The 20,924-nt window shown below is 41.4% G+C and carries 13 protein-coding genes and 3 pseudogenes; 11 read left to right on the top strand and 5 right to left on the bottom strand.

Translation table 11 applies throughout. The annotated features are described in order from the left end of the window. The first annotated feature begins 2,877 nt into the window (after positions 1-2,877). Together EOS98_RS24200 and EOS98_RS24195 are read left to right on the top strand one after the other, a co-directional pair. Complete coding sequence (locus tag EOS98_RS24200; RefSeq protein WP_032084678.1) at positions 2,878-4,131, top strand: ParA family protein; 1,254 nt, start codon at positions 2,878-2,880, stop codon at positions 4,129-4,131. Next, positions 4,128-5,132, top strand: a complete 1,005-nt coding sequence (locus EOS98_RS24195) for a ParB family protein (protein WP_032192066.1) — start codon at positions 4,128-4,130, stop codon at positions 5,130-5,132. Before EOS98_RS24200 ends, EOS98_RS24195 begins: the two co-directional genes overlap by 4 nt. A 61-nt stretch (positions 5,133-5,193) precedes the next feature. On the opposite strand, the gene EOS98_RS24190 is transcribed toward EOS98_RS24195, so the two are convergent. From EOS98_RS24190 to EOS98_RS24175, 4 genes are read right to left on the bottom strand one after another with little or no spacing between them, the layout of a single operon-like run. After that, positions 5,194-5,583 carry a hypothetical protein gene (locus EOS98_RS24190; protein ID WP_001572421.1) on the bottom strand — a complete coding sequence of 130 codons (390 nt, stop codon included), beginning with the start codon at positions 5,581-5,583 and terminating at the stop codon, positions 5,194-5,196. Continuing rightward, positions 5,580-6,101, bottom strand: a complete 522-nt coding sequence (locus tag EOS98_RS24185; protein ID WP_000598516.1) for a hypothetical protein — start codon at positions 6,099-6,101, stop codon at positions 5,580-5,582. The genes EOS98_RS24190 and EOS98_RS24185 overlap by 4 nt, the downstream gene beginning before the upstream one ends. Next, the gene (locus tag EOS98_RS24180) at positions 6,094-6,930 is read right to left on the bottom strand and encodes a hypothetical protein (protein ID WP_042634275.1); all 837 of its coding nucleotides are present in this window, start codon (positions 6,928-6,930) and stop codon (positions 6,094-6,096) included. The genes EOS98_RS24185 and EOS98_RS24180 overlap by 8 nt, the downstream gene beginning before the upstream one ends. Beyond that, complete coding sequence (locus tag EOS98_RS24175; protein ID WP_000718594.1) at positions 6,927-7,874, bottom strand: metallophosphoesterase; 948 nt, start codon at positions 7,872-7,874, stop codon at positions 6,927-6,929. Before EOS98_RS24175 ends, EOS98_RS24180 begins: the two co-directional genes overlap by 4 nt. Before the next feature lie 363 nt (positions 7,875-8,237). Here EOS98_RS24175 and parM point away from each other — a divergent pair, with 363 nt between their 5' ends. From parM to trhU, 8 genes and pseudogenes are all read left to right on the top strand, one after another. Further along, the gene (gene parM, locus EOS98_RS24170) at positions 8,238-9,275 is read left to right on the top strand and encodes a plasmid segregation protein ParM domain-containing protein (protein ID WP_000818955.1); all 1,038 of its coding nucleotides are present in this window, start codon (positions 8,238-8,240) and stop codon (positions 9,273-9,275) included. Between the two features lie 11 nt (positions 9,276-9,286). Then, positions 9,287-9,925, top strand: a complete 639-nt coding sequence (locus EOS98_RS24165) for a hypothetical protein (protein WP_001107537.1) — start codon at positions 9,287-9,289, stop codon at positions 9,923-9,925. Between the two features lie 402 nt (positions 9,926-10,327). After that, on the top strand, positions 10,328-10,780 hold the full coding sequence (hdtA, locus tag EOS98_RS24160; RefSeq protein ID WP_000952689.1) for a H transfer determinant A: 453 nt from the start codon (positions 10,328-10,330) through the stop codon (positions 10,778-10,780). Further along, on the top strand, positions 10,770-11,195 hold the full coding sequence (locus EOS98_RS24155) for a hypothetical protein (protein WP_000836980.1): 426 nt from the start codon (positions 10,770-10,772) through the stop codon (positions 11,193-11,195). Before hdtA ends, EOS98_RS24155 begins: the two co-directional genes overlap by 11 nt. A 679-nt stretch (positions 11,196-11,874) precedes the next feature. Beyond that, a pseudogene (rsp, locus tag EOS98_RS24145) lies at positions 11,875-16,173 on the top strand (IncHI-type conjugal transfer protein RSP). Positions 16,174-16,450: 277 nt separating this feature from the next. Then, positions 16,451-16,963 (top strand): IncHI-type conjugal transfer protein TrhF, encoded by a 513-nt coding sequence (trhF, locus tag EOS98_RS24140; RefSeq protein ID WP_001286759.1) that lies wholly within the window; start codon positions 16,451-16,453, stop codon positions 16,961-16,963. Further along, the gene (locus tag EOS98_RS24135) at positions 16,950-18,461 is read left to right on the top strand and encodes a TrbC family F-type conjugative pilus assembly protein (protein ID WP_001256133.1); all 1,512 of its coding nucleotides are present in this window, start codon (positions 16,950-16,952) and stop codon (positions 18,459-18,461) included. Before trhF ends, EOS98_RS24135 begins: the two co-directional genes overlap by 14 nt. 144 nt (positions 18,462-18,605) lie before the next feature. Continuing rightward, positions 18,606-19,391 (top strand): annotated as a pseudogene (gene trhU, locus EOS98_RS24130) (IncHI-type conjugal transfer protein TrhU); the annotation flags it as partial. A gap of 42 nt (positions 19,392-19,433) precedes the next feature. Here trhU and EOS98_RS24125 read toward each other — a convergent pair. Beyond that, complete coding sequence (locus EOS98_RS24125; protein WP_001067858.1) at positions 19,434-20,138, bottom strand: IS6-like element IS26 family transposase; 705 nt, start codon at positions 20,136-20,138, stop codon at positions 19,434-19,436. A 65-nt stretch (positions 20,139-20,203) separates the two neighbouring features. On the opposite strand from EOS98_RS24125, the pseudogene EOS98_RS24120 reads away from it, so the two are divergent. Beyond that, positions 20,204-20,896 (top strand): annotated as a pseudogene (locus tag EOS98_RS24120) (VWA domain-containing protein); the annotation flags it as partial. Between the last annotated feature and the right edge of the window lie 28 nt (positions 20,897-20,924).

Raw genomic sequence — 20,924 nt, 5'->3', positions numbered from 1 at the left:
ATCACTTCCTCCCATAATGCGAAATGTAACTGCTGATACAGATTAACGTCATATTCCTGCGTGCCGGTCTGCCAACACCAGTGCACGGGCTTTTTTCGGTCATCACATTACCGGGCAGGAGATTTTATCAGGGCGTGGTGTGACTGAGCAGAAGCTGGGGCACTGTCAGCAGCTTGCAGATTTAACCCCCTTAATCGCCAAACTGGGATTCTGGTCTGATATTGACCTTCCGTGCTGGGCGGGGTTCGGTTTGCTAACACTTACTCCCATGATACGAAATGTGCCTGCTGATACAGATTAAAATCACATTACTGCATACCGGTCTGCCGACACCGGTGCATGGGCGATTTCCGACGATCTCAAGAACATATGGGAGATTATATCAGGGAGAGTAGTATGCCTGAGCAGCATCTGAAGGCACTGTCAGCCGCTGTCAGATTTAACCCCCTTAATCGCCAAACTGGTGTTCTGTCCTCATGCAGGCCTTCAGTTCTGAGCTGGGTTGCTATCACTTGCTCCCATAATGCGAAATGTACCTGCTGATACAAATTAACGTCGTATTCCTGTATGCCGGTCTGCCGACACCAGTGCTCGGGCTATTTTCGGTCCTAACAAGACCTGGCGAGAGATTTAATCAGGGCGTGGTGTGACTGAGCAGCAGCTGGGGCACTGTTATCCGCTTGCAGATTTAACCCCCTTAATCGCCACACTGGGGTTCAGTCCTGATAGTGTCCTTCCGTCCTGGGCTCGGTTGCTAACACTTGCTCCCATTGCGCCTGCTGATACAGATTAAAGTCACATTACTGCATACCGATCTGCCGACTCCGGTGCATGGCTTTTTCCGATAATCACAAGGACGGACGGGTGATTTTATCGTTGCATAGTATGTCTGAGCAGCATCAGAAGGCTCTGTCAGCCACTGGCAGATTTAACCCCCTTAATCTCCAAACTGGGATCAGTCCTGATAGTGTCCTTCCGTCCTGGGCAGGGTTGCTAACACTTGCTCCCATGATACGAAATGCGCCAGCTGATACAGATTAACGTCTCATTACTCCATGCCGGTCTGCCGAAACTGGTGCATAGCTTTTTTCGATATTCGCATGAACAGACGCTTGATTTTTTCAGGTTGTAATATACCTGAGCAGCATCTGAAGGCACTTTCAGTCGCTGTCAGATTTAACCCCCTTAATCGCCAATCTGGGATTTTCTGATGTTAACCTACAGTTCAAGGCCCTTGCTCCCATGATGCGAACCTTGCAACCTGATAAAGATTTAAGCTTCATTCCTGTATGCCGGTCTTACGACTCTAGTGCACGGGGACTATTTTCGGTCATAATAAGACCTGGCGGGAGATTTAATCAGGCGTGGTGTGACTGAGCAGAAGCTGGGGCACTGTCAGCCGCTGGCAGATTAAAACCCTTTATTCGCCATCTCAAGACGTCATTATGGGTAGTCCTTTTAACTTTCTAAGGACCATTAAGCTTAAACTCCGTTTAGAGAATGACGTAAGATTTAGGCTAAGCAGGTTAAGTGATCCCCGCTCCCGGGTTGAACACTTTATTCATCGTACGAGCGAAAGATTGTCCTTCGGGAAATATTTCTTATACACCGCTCGGGCACTTACAGCCACTGGCGGATTTAACCCCCTTAATCGCCAAACTGGGGTACTGTCCTGATGCTGGCCTTCAGTTCTGGGCTGGGTGGCTATCACTTGCTCCCCTAATGCGAAATGTGTCTGTTAATACAGATTAACGTCATTTTCCTGCGTGCCGGTCTGCCGACACCAGTGCACGGCCTTTTTTCGGTCATTACATTACCGGGCAGGAGATTTTATCAGGGCGTGGTGTTACTGAGCAGGAGCTGGGGCACTATCAGCAGCTTGCATATTTAACTCCCTTAATCGCCAAACTGGTGTTCTGTCCTCATGCTGGCCTTCAGTTCTGGGCTGGGTTGCTATCTCTTGCTCCCATAATGCGAAATGTATCTGCTGATACAGATTAACGTCATATTCCTGTATGCCGGTCTGCCGACACCAGTGCTTGGGCTATTTTCGGTCATAACAAGACCTGGCGAGAGATTTACTCAGGGCGTGGTGTGACTGAGCAGCAGCTGGGGCACTGTCATCCGCTTGCAAATTTAACCCCCTTAATCGCCAAACTTGGGTTTTGTCCTGATGCTGGCCTTCCGTTCTGGGCGGGGTTGCTATCACTTGCTCCCATCATGCGAAAAGTGCCTGCTGATACAGATTAACGTCATATTCCTTCATGCCGGTCTGCCGACACAAATGCACGGGCTTTTTTCGGTCCTTACAATACCGGGCAGGAGATTTAATCAGGGCGTGGTGTGACTGAGCAGCAGCTAGGACACTGTCAGCCGCTGGCAGATTTAACCCCCTTAATCGCCACACTGGGGTTGCCTCCTGAAGTTGGGTTTCAGTTCTGGGCTAGGTTGCTAACTCTGCTCCCATAATTCGTAGTGGGCCTACTCAAGAGATTAACACCTCATATCTTTAGACTGGACTGACGACAACGATTCACAGTTAGGAAACGTAAATCAGCACACCGGTGAGATAGATTTTAGGGTCTAAGCAAGAAATAGGGTAGGCGTGAAGATTCATTAATGGAGCTCATAACGTCAAAGCGTAGAGAAGTCGACAAGAATCGTGGTTTAAAAAGAATGAGCATTAGGTATGGACTAGAGAGTCTGAGCTCTCATCTGCAAGTTAAGCTCACAAAAAATCATAAAAAAGTAAACAAACATTAGCTTAGGATTGAAACAAAGGATAGAATTGTACGTATAACAATGAAATGGACGCATTATGCGTAAAGTTTACATATATGCGTAAAAGTCGGTTTTCAGTGCAAAAAGGTCATAACCATGAATTTACTTGAAAAGATCGCCCTCGTTGGTCAGCGCATGAAAAGCGAGCAGATTTCTCTTAAGGAATCTCTGATGGCTTCATCAAGAGTATCTGTTTCTGATGATAGTGTTGATGGTGTTGATAGACTGATCTACAACCACTGTTTAAATAAAAAAAATCTCTCTGATTTTTTTGGGAAGTCACGAGTAACGTTCAATAAAATACTTTCGGACTTAGAAGAAAAAGAAGTTGTTGGTGCACCTATTTATCAAAACAAAAATCATCTTTACACCCGCTGGGATGTTCAAAAAATAATGGATGCCCTGGGTTATCCCAAGTACCGCGATCATTACTTTAGCAGAGCTATTGTTACTCAGAATCATAAAGGCGGTACAGGGAAAAGCACTACATCTGTAGCTTTAGCAGTAGCAGCTGCTTTAGATCTACAACTGAATGCACGTGTATTAATGATCGAATGGGACCCACAAGGTTCGATTGGAAGCAGCATGATTCAAAGTGTCTCAGAAGATGATGTCTTCCTTACAGCAATTGATGCAATCCTTGGAATTTATGAAGAAAATTCTGAGTATAAAAAATATTTAGATTCAGGATTCTCTGAAGAAGAAATCATCACTAATATGCCTTTTTCAACGCATCTGCCAAACTTGGACGTGATAACGGCATTTCCGACAGATGCTCGTTTTAAAGATAAATACTGGCAATGTTCTAGAGAAGAACGAACGTCTTTGTTACTACGTTTCAAGGAAGTTATCTTACCGGTACTGAAGCAGAACTATGATTTGATTATTATAGACACTCCACCTGAAGATTCACCTTTGATCTGGGCTGCTGACGAAGCGGCCGATGGGATTCTTGTCGCAGTGTCACCACGTGAATATGATTACGCCTCTACTACAGACTTCATGCTTACAATAAGTGAAAGGTTTAAACAATCACCAAGTAAGGGCGATAATTTAAAATGGTTCAAAGTTCTTGCTGTCAATGTTGATGACAAAAGTCCATATGAAAGAATAGTTTTGGATAAATTAATCAGAACTGTTCAGGACCTTTTGATGTCCGCTAACATAAAAAATTCTGAAGCATTTAAGGCAGCTGCTTCCAAAGGGCGTACAGTGCTTGATATCAAAAAATCAGAGGAACTTTGTTCCGCAAAGCAACTTGATGTCGCAGAAGAATCTGTATTACAGGTATATCAACAATTTATAAATGAAATAAAAAGTTTTTCAGCTAAGCAAGGAGTTAACGCATGAGCGATGAGCAACATATCGGGAATGATAAATCTCGATATTTAAACGCACCAAAGCGGACAGAAGTCGGTCACCGTTCAGGTCTTGCGGGTTTGAAAACAGCACCTCGCATAAAAAAGTTATTCACTCTTCATAAGGGCCGAAGACTTGAAGCGGAACATGTGATTGTTCCAGCCCAGAGAGTGGAGAAGGAGACCTTAGTCCATCCAGCAAACCCACGAAATCAAGAAGCCCTTACAGATTATTCTGTTAGAGATATTCTTAAGCAGATTGAAGAAAGAGGGGTCGATACCGAAGGGATCGCTGTAAAAAGAGATGGGGTTTATTTATTAATAGAAGGAAGTCGCAGACGTTTCTGCTGTATAAAGGCAGAAAAGGATCTCCCCCTGTGGGTACTACCGGATGAACTAACCGAAGATGATATAAATTCAATTATATCCGCAGCACAAACATCTCGAAAATTTTCATATAGAGAAGTTGGGTTTCAATTTATCAAGAAAATGGAAGAAAAGGGATTTTCTACTAATGAAGAACTCGCAGCATATCTTGGGATTAGTCATGTATCGGTAGCCAAAAGAATCCAGGCGGCACGTATTGACGAAACATTGATCTCTTTATTCCCGGATTATGAAGGAATACCGAACTCCTATTATAGTCGCTTGTCTCGTTTACAGAAATATGTGCAAAAAAATCTATTTCCTTTAGATGAAGTAATAGATAATGTTAAAGAGGAAACAAAAGATTTAGACATTGGAGATCTCCAAGTTGCCCAAAAAGTTGTAATGGAGAAAATCACACAATCTGTGGAAAGTGTTTGTGAAAAATCTTATTCCACAAAATGGGAAACAAGTGATCTTATTACTTTTGATAACAAAGATAAGTATGCAAGAATCAGTAAAAACAATACTGGAAGAAAAATTCGCATTGAATTCAATAGGATAAGTGCGGGTTTTATTAAGGAGCTAGAGGAGTTCATAAAAGAAAAATTAAAAGTATCAGAATAAATATTGAACTGCATCTTTATGATGCAGTTCATATGATTTATATTTTTAATTTCTTGTTATATTAATATGGGGTGTGCGCAGGTTCAGACATATAAGGTCTTAGTTCTATATGAACAGAAGCGCCATTCCCATCATTTACTACGTTTAAAGGTGCTTTGCCCGGCAATGACATAGTTGCAACGTCAGGTCCAGAAACAGCAAAATTATTTTCTGCTGAAGGCATTACTGTAAAAATCTTTATAGCAACATTTTCATGTCTAAATAAAGAAATCCCAAAAGTAGAACCAGCTTCGGTATTGCTCACGTCCACAACCACAGGGGTTTTTCCTAGATATTCATTAGTTAGTATGTTTTTTACTAATGCCCCTTCCGGGACAGTATAGATACGGTATGGATATGCTAAAACTGAGTGACAAAAACATAATAAAATAACAATTAATGTTTTTTTCATAGATTATCCTCATTCAAAAATAAAAGATATAACTCTTGAAAATCGTGGTTATTAATTAGGTCCGCTTTTCCGGGAAAATCGTAACTAACAGAAAATAAAAGAGAAAGAGAATCTTTTCCTTTTGCTTTGGGAGAGATTCTGCTAAAAGCACGGTTAATAAACATAAGTTGATCTTCATTGTTGAAGCAAAGTCCAAGCATTCCAACCGTAGGAACTACGAATGTGCTTACGCTGCCTGGGGGCAAAAGTTGCTTACTACGGGCATTGTAAGCACAACGACTACCACCTAGCGTTAGGCCTGAAAGCTCAATAAAACTTCTGGTTCCATTCTTGGCGACAAGCCAAACATCAGTTCCTGAACTTTCGACACGTAAAGTAACTTTTCCGTCAGTAAAGGCCTCACTTTTATTGTATAGAATAGGGTCAAAACCAACTGTCGGGAGTTCTTCGATTTTACTTTCTACTGACTGACAACCAGTCAGTAATGCAAACAATAAAAGTGTGATAACTTTAATCATCCCGCTTCCTTAGATTGTTTTTGGCGCTGGTTATAAAAGATAATGATTCACCGGGGTAGAGAATTGTTTCTTTCGTCCAATAACGATAACCACCGAGGATATCTTTTCTTTTCTCAATATAAACCGGTTCAGAAAATTCTAAATGTTGATATTTCGGAAGAGATAAGATTTTATATTTTACTTGTCCAACTAAGAGGTAATTCTTCTCTTTAGGATTGATGGTTACTGAATTACCAACACTTTGAGGTATGTTAAGTTTTTTTATATTTAGATCAGAATCGTCAGGAACGGACACTTGATCATTAGATGTCTTTCCGGGAAGAGTAAACCCTTTACCCTGATCCGGTCCAAAGATGGCAATTACATCTTTGTTGTTTCTTGTGATCGAAACGATAGCCTGAAGGGGCGTATTAGCAAGGTCATTTATAAACGATATAGTTATACTTGATTTAGGCTCGACCCAAATAATGCTTTTTCCGGATGTGCCTTCGCTTAATGCAATTTTTTCATTTAGTAAGATTTTATTTTTGGCAATGATATTATACTCAAGTTTCGGTATCACCATAAAAAGTGATTCTTTATTTGAAACATTCATGATTTCTAAGAAATTGGTTTTGGTCATGCTGGTCTTTAGAACAGGCCTATATTTACCATTTATAAACCACCTTCCGTTTATAAGCTCCGCTTTAGCAGATATAAGTGAATCACTTTTCTGAGCGGCAGAAGAAAAAGCATCTTTTCTTTGCTCTTTCTCTTGATGTGGTGCAGCTGCTGCGTGAAGATGCAAAAGTAATGTTGAAATTGAGATAATCTTCCATTTTATCTTCATCTTGTTACCTCAATGTTGTTTTCAATCGAATCGAGTTCTAACGGATAGGTTTTAAGTGAATAAAACTTGTTTGTTGTTTGTATTAGCTGATGACACAATAAAACTGGATTGTTCTTCATGATTATTTCTACTAATGTAAGTGCTGGTGAGTCAGTTGGCGGTATACCCGGAGCAACTATTACCTGGTCTTCTAATTTTGACATATAGAGTGATCCAGTATTTATATGTAAACAATTACCGATCAGTACTGGAAGATTGTTTTGAGTACGACCATGGGCTTTTCGAATGCTGTTTACAGGATTCCTACCTAGGACCATAAGGTTGACGTCATTTATCATCATTGGTATTACGGCATGGTCCATACCGAATAGAAACTGGCTCTGAAAAATATTCACATTGGCATAGTTGAATGCTTGAAGCGCATTATAAGTATCAGTGAATGATGTGCGGATAGGGGCGTAATCAGAAGGGCAAACCCCAATTTTTATATCGCCTTTGAGTAAAATCTGCATCATCGTACCAAGCTGGGTATTAAGAAGTTTTTTTACCTCTTCCTCTAAATAGTAACGATTTACAGCTTTATGCCACTTTCCGCCCATTACACACCATCTCTCATTGAGGTATGTGCTGGGGTAAAATGTTCTCCGGTCTTTGTTTAATGGTAACAATTTTTTTAACATTTCTTCTCCGGCTCCGGCAGCTGAGAAATGCCTCACAAAACGTCCATCGAAAAAGCCACTGTTTATCGCCTTCATCAACTCTATGGGTTCCGGCCCATAGTCAAACAAATTTCCAGTAGAGAAAATTACTATCTCTTCTTCTGGCTTTGTAACTGATTGAATCAAGTTGCACAGCGCAGAGTAATGTCCATGAGGATCTGCCAGAAAGAAAATCCTTCCCGAGAAGTTTGTAAGGTCTATAGTTTGGACGTGCTCAGCTGCCATAAATTCCTCTACGTATGTTTACATCGATGATACGGTATTTCGAGCTATGATTTTTTTACATAAAGGCGTCATTTTGGATTCTAAGCCTAAGGACCTTTGTTACTTACTGGTAAAGGCTCCAGTCCTGGCTCTCAAACAGTTCATACTTAGGATGCAAAGTAACTTTCTGATTATAATTGGCTCCTTTATAAACATGTTTACTTCATGAATACAGGATATTTAACGGTAATGTATTTAAAATGGAAGGATGCTGAAATAACATAGAGTTACGTATTTTTTTAATAGTGTTGATGTTGATAATAGGTCACCATTAATGTATAAAGTTAATATCTAATATGGTCCTATTAATAAAAGAGAGTTTTTATGGCTGAACTATTAAAATCTGAAAGTCCTGTTTCACAATCATTGCAGGATATCACTGAAGCTTTAAAAATCGTTGTCGATGATGGAAGTAAAGCTGCAAAACTGGTTTGTCTTAATGAAAGAAACGAATTAGTTCCCTTGCTCACACAAAATAGTTTTGTTCCAGATTTCCGTGTTCGCCATGAGGGTCTCAATCCTTTTAACTATCTTATTGATGGGCTGGAAAGGTTTTCGCATCACAGCGAATCTAGTAACTCACTGGAATCGACTGATGTATCTCACCAATACGATGAAATTAGCCGGTTAAATGTTCACCATGCACTTCATGCTTCTGGTTTAGTTCCTCAGGATGTTCACCTCTTTGTTACTTTACCTCTTAGCCAGTTCTATACTGCTTTAGGGGAAACGAATATTGAAAATATTCAGAGAAAAAAAGATAACCTGATGAAACCAGTTGAGCGTTATCTTGACGGTAAACGCTATTCTTTCAACGTTTTGTCTGTGACTGTTTTCCCTGAATCTTTACCAGCTGTGACCCGGGCAGATGAAATTGAGGATATTGCTTCATTTGAATCAAGTTTGGTAATTGATCTTGGTGGTACTACTCTTGATGTTGCAAGTATTACTGGGCAATTAGAACAGATTTCGAAAGTAAAAGGTTTTGACCGTATTGGTTGTTCTATTGTTTACGATGAGATCAGCAGGTATCTTGAATCTGAGAAACTGAATACGAGTAATGCTTACATTCATCATCTTGTTGATAATCGTCATGATAAATCAGCTTTGAAGGTTGCAGAGGACAAGCGTGACGGTGTTTTTGATGCGGTAAACTCTGCGGTACAGAAGTTGCAAAGTAAAGTAATCAGAGCGGTTACACAAGTCGAAGAGAGGCCTCATAATGTTTTCCTTGTTGGGGGAGGTTCATATCTCATCGAAACAGCTATTCGTAAACATTTTGAAACGGCTAAAGTTATCATGGTAGACAATCCGCAGTTCGCATTATCTTTGGCAATTGCTGATACTATTTATTCAGAATAATGAGCTAGAACATGGCTAAAAACCCTATCTCAAATAAGGCAGATAACGACCGGATTCAGATCCGGTCTTTCTGGATATCCGAAAGAAAAGCACCCTATGTTTATAGTTTCTTGAAAAAAACAGAACTTTCTCATAGGGGTGACCAACTGGATTTAATTAGGTCGGCTATTAGTACCGGGTTGGTATTGAATAATTTATTTCCTGACTTGGCAAATTTTATAAATGGTTTAAACGAAAGATTAACACTTGCAGATCTTAATAGGTTTCTGAATGATGGAAATACTATAGATACTGAACCTAAGCCTCCTATTAATGTATTGCTAGAGAATGTCTTAGATCAAAAGTTTAAGGAGTATTTAACACCTCTACAATTAGATAATTCAAAGCAGGATTCTGTTTCTGTAAAAGAAACCTTCCTTGTACAAAAGGAACATGCCTGCTTTGGTGTGAAGATTGAAAATGAGGGAAGCGATACCTCTATACCATCTGAAAGCCCACTTTCTTCAGATGCATCCAAAATTTCAAAAGAAAAGTCCATTTCCGCTGTGGTGCCAGTGCTAGAAAAAGTATCGGATGAAAATCAAACCGCCTCCATAAGCATAAAATCTAAAGCTAAGGCAAACAAGCGACTGGCAACTTTGGCAAGATAGGTGAGAGACAGTACAATCGACTTCTGAGTTCCAACTTGTCTTACCAGGAAAGCCAGCATACTTGCTGGCCTTTTTTTTGTTATAATAATTTCAGGCTTCACCTGGGTATGTAAAATTACTGTTAATGAAACGGTATTTTAGGTTAATTTGGGTGCTGTTACAGGAAGTGCGGATTTTTCCTAAATTTGTAAAAACCTAAGAATTATCTTAATAAATCTGGTACTTAATTATTATTTTACTTATAAAGTCTCTGTGCTTTAATGGTTATGTAAGGATTTTTTGATACCCTTATACCCGATGGACCTAAGGTCACTGACAACGATGTTCATGTAGAATCTTCGTTTCTGTAATCCCTTTTGTTCTTGTCCCAAATGTTTGATTATTATAATAAAGGCTGATCGAATGCTATCTCGCAACTCACTAATACATGGTTTACGCCGAGACCAGTTAATCGGAGTTCTGACTATTTCAGAGTTTCCGGTAGTTATGGTAGAAAGCCACTTCATTCAGTCTGAGGTTATGGGAATAAAACCCGTAATTTTTAATATTGATGAGCTTCTTGTTTCTATATCCCCAATTTCCTCTCTTAAGTTCGATTGGGAGTGGGCCCCAGTTGATACAATACTCATTGAAGTTATCATTCCACCTGTAGAGTCAGACCTTGTAAGTGCAGAAAATGACTTCCTCCGTGATTCTGGTATCGGCCATATCCAGTGCGAGCCTGGCGGAGCATCAATACGACGTACAGTTACCTTCGTTGGTGGAATAACCGCTGATAACTTACTGTATCAGTTGAGGCTTATGTGCGTAAGTGCGTTAAAACTTTTAGGAGAGGAACTGGGGGATGAAGTCTAAGATTAGATATGTTTTATCTGGTTTTGTTGTGATATGTGCATTTGCTGGAGTTTATAAAATCCTAAACAATGTTCCGGTTAAACCTGACCTTTTGGACTTCACTGGAAACACATTTAAAAAGACATCACTCTTCCTGCCATGTGATAAAAGCTCGCCTTCTTTAAACATTAAAATTGCTGATAACGAGAAAATCGTGATCAACGGCATCGCTTCAAAAGTAACTTTTGTTGAAAAGGCTGACCCCGTCAAAAGCCCTGGTTTTTGTGATGATCTTGATCTAAACAATTCTCGCCTTGTACATACGGCATCTTACAGCATGGTGATTTCTGAAACCAAAACAGGATATACACTCTCAAATTTCAAGCATCTTGCCGATGATGAATCATTAGGTGGTATGTGGTTTTATCAAAAGTGACTTTTTATATGGCAACTTCAGACTTCTCTCTTAAAAACCATAATGTAAAAGCTTTTGGTCAGGATGCAGCACTTGTCATTGAGATGAACAATGAAGATGTTAGCTCATCAAAACCTTCACCTTTTCAAATGAGATTGATAATTATTATCTTACATTGCACGTCGCTCCGAGGAACGCCAAAAAAGATTATGACTGGGGCTCAAACCGTTCTGTACTTCTAAAATTGTCGACGAATGAAGTTATGCAGATGGCATCTGTATTTCTTAGAATCATGCATACTTTAAAAATTGATAAGAGGAAAACCTCACATCATGGCCACGTCGTATACAAAAATATAAGCGTTACCCCAAACGAGAGGGGCGGTTTGTTGTTATCAGCAGGGATAGTTCCAGTCGATAAAGACGGCTTAAAACCCTTCATGCACATGGTCCCCGTCTCACAAATGGACTGCGTTAAAATTGGCCTCTACATACTTGGATATCTTGCTCAAAAAACGCCTTGGGTAAGCTCCGAGTCTATAATTACCGCGCTTCGCTTATCTGAAGCCAAATTCAAAATAGCGTATTAACATACGGAATACATGGAAAAATACAGGTTTTTTTAAATGTTATACGAACGGATATTTCTGTTTTTCATCGTAAAGTGAGTTTAATTTTGCTCAGAAAAACAGGTATTCGTCATGAGAAAATCAGGTTTAGGTTTAGCCCTGTTGTTTTCTTTAATTGCTCCGATTAAAGCGGTCTATGCCGAAGCGATTATGATTTCAGGAAAGCTACAGGCTGATTTGCCAGCCGTATCCTTTGACCCGGGCCGGGCGACTTTGTTGCATACGTTAATTCTAACACTATCACTGCCTCAGGTGCAGGCACAGCCTGTAATGTAACGGTTGATGATCGAGCGACTTCCTCTGTTGATAACCTCGTTTGTTTTTTTGAGTGGTTACCCAATACCTTGGGATTTACTTCTAACGGTTTCACTCTTTCAGGCGTTCCAACACCACCGGTGATTTAAAAACCTTACAAGATTTCTTACTTCTCTGGTTCTGAACGGAAAAAAGTTGAAATAGTAAAAGGTGAATATTCAATCAAAAGTGTGGCACCGGTAAAACCTACTATCACCGGTCTTAAATCATCCCTGAACGGATTAGTCTATGACGGCTTTTCTTTCAAATCGTATTTAAAGGATGAAGCGATCAAAGATATCGCTGTTTCTGTTGAGCCCCGCAATTATATTCAATACATCTCAATAGGTTCAGGCTCCGCCTGTGAAGTTCCTATTGGCGGAACTTCCTGTACCATTGAAGTTGGAAGCATTAAGGCCAGTGATACAGATGAACTTGGGTTCACGTGATATCACAATTACAGCAAACTCTAAGAATAATTATTTCGCACCTCCTGAATCCAAAAAGCTTGTTGTTAACTGGGATTATCGGCCTCCTGTAGTAGACCATACACTTTGGAATTTTACCGATGAGGCTAAAACAATCAAAGTAGGTGGCCAGGACATCTATACCGGAGCCAAAACCGTTGCTGTGGCCGTTAAGGTACCCCAGCAAGAAACAGAAGGTGAATGGTGGCTCCCAACAGCTATGTCGCTCACTATGACTCCGGATGGCGTGTTTAAACCGACGACTAAAGTGACTTTAGATGATGGCACTGAGATTGATTTCAAACAGTCCTGGGCAACCCCTTTACGTAGAACTTTACAGCCGGTAAGTGGACCTCAAAAAGTCGGTGATGAGTACCTCTATATCTTCGACTTAACGGATCTTATAAACGGGTCCTACGCAGCGACTTTTACAGTAGAAAATACGAGCAAAAACTCTTCTACGTACACTGAGCCTGAAAGCAAACTGATGCTGTCTGATAACCCAACGCTTATGGTTCTCAAAGATGGGCAGGTATTAACTAAACGAGCACCCGTATACTTCCTGAACGAGATTATCGTTGCAGCTTTCCAGGGGCAGGCTGGGGTTGCTGACATAAAATCAGTAACAATAGACAACAAAGTAGTTTCGTTAACACCTACAAATTATAGAGGTATTTACTACCTGCCGGTTGGAGACGATTTAGCAGTTAATTCGGATCACGAGATTACTGTGGTGGCTGAAAACCTTTATGGAAAAAACGTTAATTTCAGTACCGTTTTCACTTATCAACCTACTGGATTCACTCTCAAGAATCTGGAAAAAAACGTAACTCTTTACTCGCGTGTACGTCAGTATACGGACCTGCTTAGTCAAACAGCTGGTGATAAATGCACTCTGTTTACCACAGAGGAAAATGCGAATGCTTACCTCGCCTGGTATGGGGAAAAATCAGATGTTACAGCATGCTACCCTCAGTGGAACAATGTCCCTGATGGGTTGGAGTTCTATTTTAAAGGACGTACCCCGGGTCTAACTGGATTCTTTAATAAAACAGGTGAGAATCTGCTCGACTATCAAGTCTATATGATTAACGGGAAGGGCTCTAAAGCGGTATCCGCAAGGAATCGCCGTACTCTGACCACACAATTACCATACAACCCGATCATCTCTTACAAAAAGAATAAAGTCATAGCTGGCATCAATCCGAACACTGCTCTGGCTTATACGACCGGGGGGGAGGCCGCTCGAATATTAGCGAAGGTGGTACCAGCTGACGTTACGATGATCGTCTCTCAAAACGGCTCTGAGGCTGTCAAAACGTCATTTAAAAATCGTTCCTCAAACAACGATGCAACGACCTTTGTACAAAGGGTTAAGGTTGCTGCTGCACCATTGTGGACAAAGAACGTCTTTGACATAGCTGTAGAATACTCAAAGGATCCAGAATTAAGAACTACAGACACACTCAACGTATATACGGTGCCTGATTTCAATATTCGAGCATCGATGGAAGTGGATGACAGAAAAACAGCCACATCTCTTGAAGTGCCCTTAAAGGTAACAGTGGGGCGTTATAACAACTCCACACGTAAAAGTGCATTTGACCGTAAAACAATGGGAGAATGGGACGTCACGATATACTCGCAAAAAAGTGTATACGGCAAAGATCCAGAAACAGGCCGTTATAAAACTACATACGAAAGAACTGCGCTGACTGAAGCATTGCCGGTCAATGATGCGGGCATTGTCGAAACCAAGATTAAAATTGAAAATATGGATCTGGGTAATATGCGTCTGGTTGGTGTGGCTAAGGTCAGATCGCCATTCTCTGATTTTGAAATGAAACGTGAGACCAGTGCTGTAGGCATTCGAATCTATAAAGGTGAGGAACTGGAGGGTAACCTGTCGAAAAGCCTTATTATCGGAAGGATCCCACTTAGTACTCTGGTAAGCTTCAAATCTGCCAGTACTGCTAACTCTGACGCACTTGCCCCCACCGAATGGCAGCAGTCCTCTGATAATGGTCAAACCTGGAATATGCTTTCCGACATGACCGGAAAGAGAAGTGTAAGTATCAAAAAGACAGAAGTAGGAAAGTGGCTTTATAGGGCAAAAATGACCAATAAATTCACATCTAAGGTTTCCTACACAGATGCCTTAACGGTAGTTACCTACAAGCAGCCTAAGCTCAGTATAGATGTGACAGACATTCTTCAGGGCTCAGATGTACCTGTAACCCTGCTTGATAACGATGAGCCTATACCAGCAGGCACCGCTGAGGTTCTCTGGTCAGAGGATAAAGTCAACTGGGTGCAGGGAGATACAACTTACACTGTGGCTTCAGCTGATACCCTACCGTCTACGATTTATGCCCGGATGCGTTACCTTGATTCCGATGAACTGGCAGAGGAGTCTTCATGGAAGGAAACGTCTGCTCGGTTGGCAGCCGCAAAACCCAAGCGCCTTTCTGTCTCGGTAACGGGGGTTTCTAAGGTAGAGGTTGGTCAAAAAGTTACTTTGGAAGGTAAGTTCACGAACCCTAACAGTAAGTACCAGAATGGTAATAACGTAGTTGAAGAATGGAAAACACCGGATGGCCAGACATTTAAAGGCTCTACACTGTCTGTTACCCTTACTGAGCAAATGTTGGATAAACAGGGATATGCTGCTTTTGAATACAGTGCATGGTTAGCGGACAATAAGGAGAATACGGTTTCTACCCGTAGAGTTTCTGTCAAATCGTGGGTTTATAAATTCCCCGAAATGAAAATAAGCTCCAAACTTAAATACGACATGGCACCGACCACCCTACGCGTTGCGTTGAGCGGTATTAAGGATGGAGACTATCCTGGTGTTACTTATTCCCGAGAATGGATTTACGACAAAGAGAATCTGGTAATCACTAAAGATGAAGGTGACACCAAAGAATTTACAATTGAAAATCCTGGCAAATATACATTGATGGTTGTTTTCAAAGATAACCGCAACAATGAACAGCGTATCGAAAATACCTTTGTTGTCGATGAACAAACGCCAATGAACGTTGAGATGACACCCAAGTTCTCTAACAAATATATGAGAGCTCCACTCGATGTAACCTTAAGGTCAAACATCAAGCTATCTCATTCGGCGGACTCGATAGATACGGTCACATACAAGGTGAACGGTGAGGTAATACCCAGCGGCAAAAATTATTGGGCTCAACTGATTTCGGGTTTAAAAGAAAAGAAATACGAGATCACAATTGATGTTGTTAGTAAACTTGGACAGAGAGGTTCAGCATCTGTTGAGTTTGATGTCGTTAAAAACGCAGTGCCTAATTGTACATTGAGCTACACGGAAACCAACCTAAGCTGGAGCTTTACCAATAAATGTGATGATACTGATGGAAAAATGGTTAGATATGAATGGTTCATCAACGGCGAATTAAGGAACGTTTTCGGTAGTACGGCTACACTTTCTAAAAACCTTAACCGTGGTAAGCAGGACATAAAAGTAATTGCTTATGATGATAGTGGAGACTTTGCAACGCAGCACGTGACAGTTTTCGGACCGGCTGAAGAGGCAAGTAAGTCTGAAAACACTGTATCAATACCAAGCAGTGAGTAATAAATTTTTAAATATAAAGCCGGGACATTTTGTCCCGGCTTTTTTATGCCCAACAATTGGACCTTTGAAAAATTAATACCGGAAAGTAACTTTGCTACAAAGGTATCTTTCATGGCCGCTAACAAGGCTGCGTCTACATGCTGAGAAATTAACATCCTTATAGGTTAATATTAGGTTAGTTTGCAGACTTCCGAGCGTTGAAAAACATGGATAATAGTTACTTGGATAGAGGTGTATCTACTTAGTAAAAATATTCTTCAGTGCTAGTGAGAAAAATATGAGCGACTACATACCTAAAAAGAGAGGGCTGCTTATACTGGATTGGTATGTCCCCATTAATATTTTATTGCTGATTCTCGTTATGTGTGTCTTTTTCACCCGTTATACATTTGGATACGGTTTATTGAATGGGTGCCTGCCTGCTGATTTTTATATGATTGATCATTCGGATAAAACTATTAAAACTGGTGAACTCATAGCTTTCAACATGCCGAAATCGGTTCGTTTTATCCCAGAAAATGAACGAGTCATAAAAATTGTTGCCGGTGTGGGCGGTGACAAACTCAAAGTAACAATGGATGGGGTTTATAACGGGGACAAATTTTTTGAAGCTAATGCACGTCGTATTTCAAAGAAATACAGTATTCCGTCCATTTTGATTGAAAAAGAATTGATAATTCCTGAAGGCGAAGTTTTCCTAATTGGGCAAACCGATCACTCATGGGATTCCCGTTTTTGGGGAACAGTAAAGCTGAATTCAGTAATTGGGAAAACATATGCGATCTTTTAATGTAAATAAAAAATATTTACCAATACTTCCTGGACTTGCGTTATGTGCAGTTTTAAGTAATACAAATGCAAGCACTGAGTATCAACATGATGCTGACCTAATCGCTCAGCAAGCAAAAGGGCTTGGCGCTCAGGCTAAAGGTGCACAGCAGCCAGATGGGGCTCTTAGCCTTGATGCTACGCTAAATTCACCAGATGTGCAGAAGTACATTGCGCAAGCTGAAGCACTCAAAAAAAACCAGGACCTGAGCAGGCAAACAAACCGTGGTTACGTGCCCGGTATGAATGCGGATAGTGTTCAAGCAGTTATAGACCATACCCAGGCTATAAGGGCCCAAAGTAATAACTCTGATGCTGTCAACGATATAATTAGAAGACGTGATGAAATTCAGGAAAACGCCAGCCTTAATGAAGCGGCTCTGAAAGCTGTGGAAAATAAGCCGGAAGTCATGCGAGGACAATCTAAAAATATCGAAAAATTGTTTGGTTCCTCGGGCATCACAGCTGCTGACTTCGAAAGAAAAATGGATAGCACACGTGAAGAAGCACTATCAACTGAAAATGGTATAACGATCTTTGCTTCATTTAGCTTACCGGATTATGTACTGGAAGACCTTTTACGTACGGCCTCAGAGCATAAAGCTCGTGTAGTTTTCAATGGTCTAAAGAAAGGAACTACTCGGCTACCAGAGACACAGGCAGCAATAAACCAAATGATTGTCAAAGGAAAATTTGAATCTCCTTTGATTACAATTGATCCTGATAGCTTCAGTCAGTATCAAGTAACTCAAGTACCGACAATTATTTCTCGGGAGCAAGCTCGTTTTGCAAAAATGGTAGGGTCCTTCAACGTTGAGTTTTTTCAGCGAGAACTTGCTAAAAAACCCGATCAGGACATTTTTCCTGTTGCTGGTACGATTTATCCCGTTGAAGAAAAGAGCATCATTAAAGAACTGGAAGAACGCGCACAAAAATATGACTGGGAAGGTGCAAAAAAAAGGGCCGTTGCGGACACCTGGAAAAATCAATGGATGGTCGATCTCCCTCCTGCCCAGGAACACAAAGAATTTTTAATTGACCCTACAGTGAGGGTCACTCAGGACGTAAAAGATAAGCAGGGCCGTGTAATAGCTTCCGCCGGTGAGTTGATTAATCCACTTTCGAGATTTCCTCAAAACCTGACGATGATAATTTTCGATCCACTCAATCCGGGCCAGCTGGTATGGGCTGAGCAGCAGTATCGACAACGTCTGGGTAGTGGAAAAGTAATGCCAATGTTTACCCGTATCCAAAAAGATAATGGATGGGATCACCTAAATGATTTACGTGAAAAATTTAACGGTAAGGTGTTTAAAGTAAACGAACAGATTATCTCACGCTTTCAGATTAAAAATACACCTGCGCTTATAACTACTGACCAAGATAAATTCCGGATCACCCTGTTTAGCGAGGCAGAAGTCCGTGGAATCGGAGCCCCAAATCTTTCAGAGGAAAAATAATATGAAACTCGGATTTATTATAGGCGCTCTCTTTGCAACATGGCTGACGCTAAATTATCCGGACCAGATGAGAAGTTATTTTACCAAAGCCGTCGACTATATCGAAAGTGTTGCAACATTTATTACATCCAAGTGAGCATGATGGTGAAAAAATTCAAAAAGTTACTTTTAGAGTTCATTGTAGCAGTTATGCTTTCGCTTTCTATACCTGGTATGGCTATGGCAGCAGATGCTGGAGTCCCTGGGGCTATGTGTCAGTCAGCTGGAGTGTGGCAGGGCTTGATTAAGAATATCTGTTGGAGCTGCATTTTTCCCATGAGGATAATGGGCATAGGGGCTGCTCCAGAAGGCGCTGCACCTTCACGTCCGGGTTGCTACTGCACAGATCAGAACGGCGTACCGGAAATAGGTTGGCAATTGAGCTTCTTTCAGCCGGTGAAGATTGTAGAAGTTGTAAAGAGCCCCTGGTGCAGCCCCTTTCTTGAAGGCACGATGCTTCAAAAATCGCAGTTTGATATTGGTAAAAGCAACACTAATCAGCCAATGACAGCAACTGAAGCCGGATTTTACGATGTTCATCTTTGGGAGTTCCCAATCATGACAATGCTCAAATTACTGATTATTGGCGAGTGCACTGCTGAACCCTATATAGATGCCAGCCTGACCTATATAAGCGAAGTGGACCCTATGTGGGAAAGTGATCTGCTTACACTCGTCCTGAATCCCGAGGCAGTAGTTTTTGCAAACCCAATTGCCTCAATGGTGTGCGCTGCTGACTGTGTAGCAGTAACAGCAGGAAAGGATAATCTCGCTGCATACTTTTGTGCCGGATGCGATGGCAACCTTTACCCATTAACCGGCCACATTTACGCAAATGATGACGCTGTAAGGACGAGTTCACTGATTACCCAGCGTCTTCTGGCACTGTTGCAAAGTTAGCGATGAGGCAGCCTTTTGTCTTATTCAAAGGCCTTACATTTCAAAAACTCTGCTTACCAGGCGCATTTCGCCCAGGGGATCACCATAATAAAATGCTGAGGCCTGGCCTTTGCGTAGTGCACGCATCACCTCAATACCTTTGATGGTGGCGTAAGCCGTCTTCATGGATTTAAATCCCAGCGTGGCGTTGATTATCCGTTTCAGTTTGCCATGATCGCATTCAATCACGTTGTTCCGGTACTTAATCTGTCGGTGTTCAACGTCAGACGGGCACCGGCCTTCGCGTTTGAGCAGAGCAAGCGCGCGACCATAGGCGGGCGCTTTATCCGTGTTGATGAATCGTGGGATCTGCCACTTCTTCACGTTGTTGAGGATTTTACCCAGAAACCGGTATGCAGCTTTGCTGTTACGACGGGAGGAGAGATAAAAATCGACAGTGCGGCCCCGGCTGTCGACGGCCCGGTACAGATACGCCCAGCGGCCATTGACCTTCACGTAGGTTTCATCCATGTGCCACGGGCAAAGATCGGAAGGGTTACGCCAGTACCAGCGCAGCCGTTTTTCCATTTCAGGCGCATAACGCTGAACCCAGCGGTAAATCGTGGAGTGATCGACATTCACTCCGCGTTCAGCCAGCATCTCCTGCAGCTCACGGTAACTGATGCCGTATTTGCAGTACCAGCGTACGGCCCACAGAATGATGTCACGCTGAAAATGCCGGCCTTTGAATGGGTTCATGTGCAGCTCCATCAGCAAAAGGGGATGATAAGTTTATCACCACCGACTATTTGCAACAGTGCCCTTTGTCTCTGAGTCATTCAATCGGTAGCGACTTGTCTGTTTTACAGCAGGTTAAAATGCGTGGCCGAAACAAAACTCATGAGCGTGGAATTACCTTCGATGGAAATCGATTAATTCTGTCACCAATGGGAGTTCGTGATGTCTTCAGAGCTCAAAGCGAATCTAAAAATAGAGGGCATGTTGGCCTCGTATTAGTTCGTGATATTTCAGCGTCAATGGCTAATGATGAAAGATATATTCATGCCATTAAGTCAGATCTTGCTTTATCGATGGCCGCTGAAAGTTTGTCAAAAATGCATGTCTCCAATATAGTCTTTCCCTTCAAGGAAAGTGAATTTGAGATTATCAAAACGTTTGATCAAAGCGTTGAGGAATCTCTATCGAAATTCACTCTTGGATGTAAGGGTTATTATACCCCTACGGGATCGGCTTTAATGGCAGCTGTTGATCTGTTACTTGACAGCCAATTCGATAGGAAAATAATTTTTCTTATAACTGATGGTTATCCGAATAAATCGGAATTTACTATCGGCGAAGTTATGGAAAAGGCTAAATGTAATGGAATAGAAATCGTTGGTGTTGGTATTAAGACTGATGAAATAATTGGTTTTGAAACGGACACTTTCGTAACAGTTGATGATACTTCTTTATTGTCTATTGAAGTCAGTAAGCTAGTTCATCAAATACTTTCTTAATAAACTCTACCCAATCGGGGCAAAAGGC

The organism is Salmonella sp. SSDFZ69 (genome assembly GCF_004010755.1).
Taxonomy (GTDB): Bacteria; Pseudomonadota; Gammaproteobacteria; order Enterobacterales; family Enterobacteriaceae; genus Salmonella; species Salmonella enterica.
The sequence above is the reverse complement of the archived record's forward strand: the minus strand, read 5'-3'. Positions and strand labels throughout refer to the sequence as shown.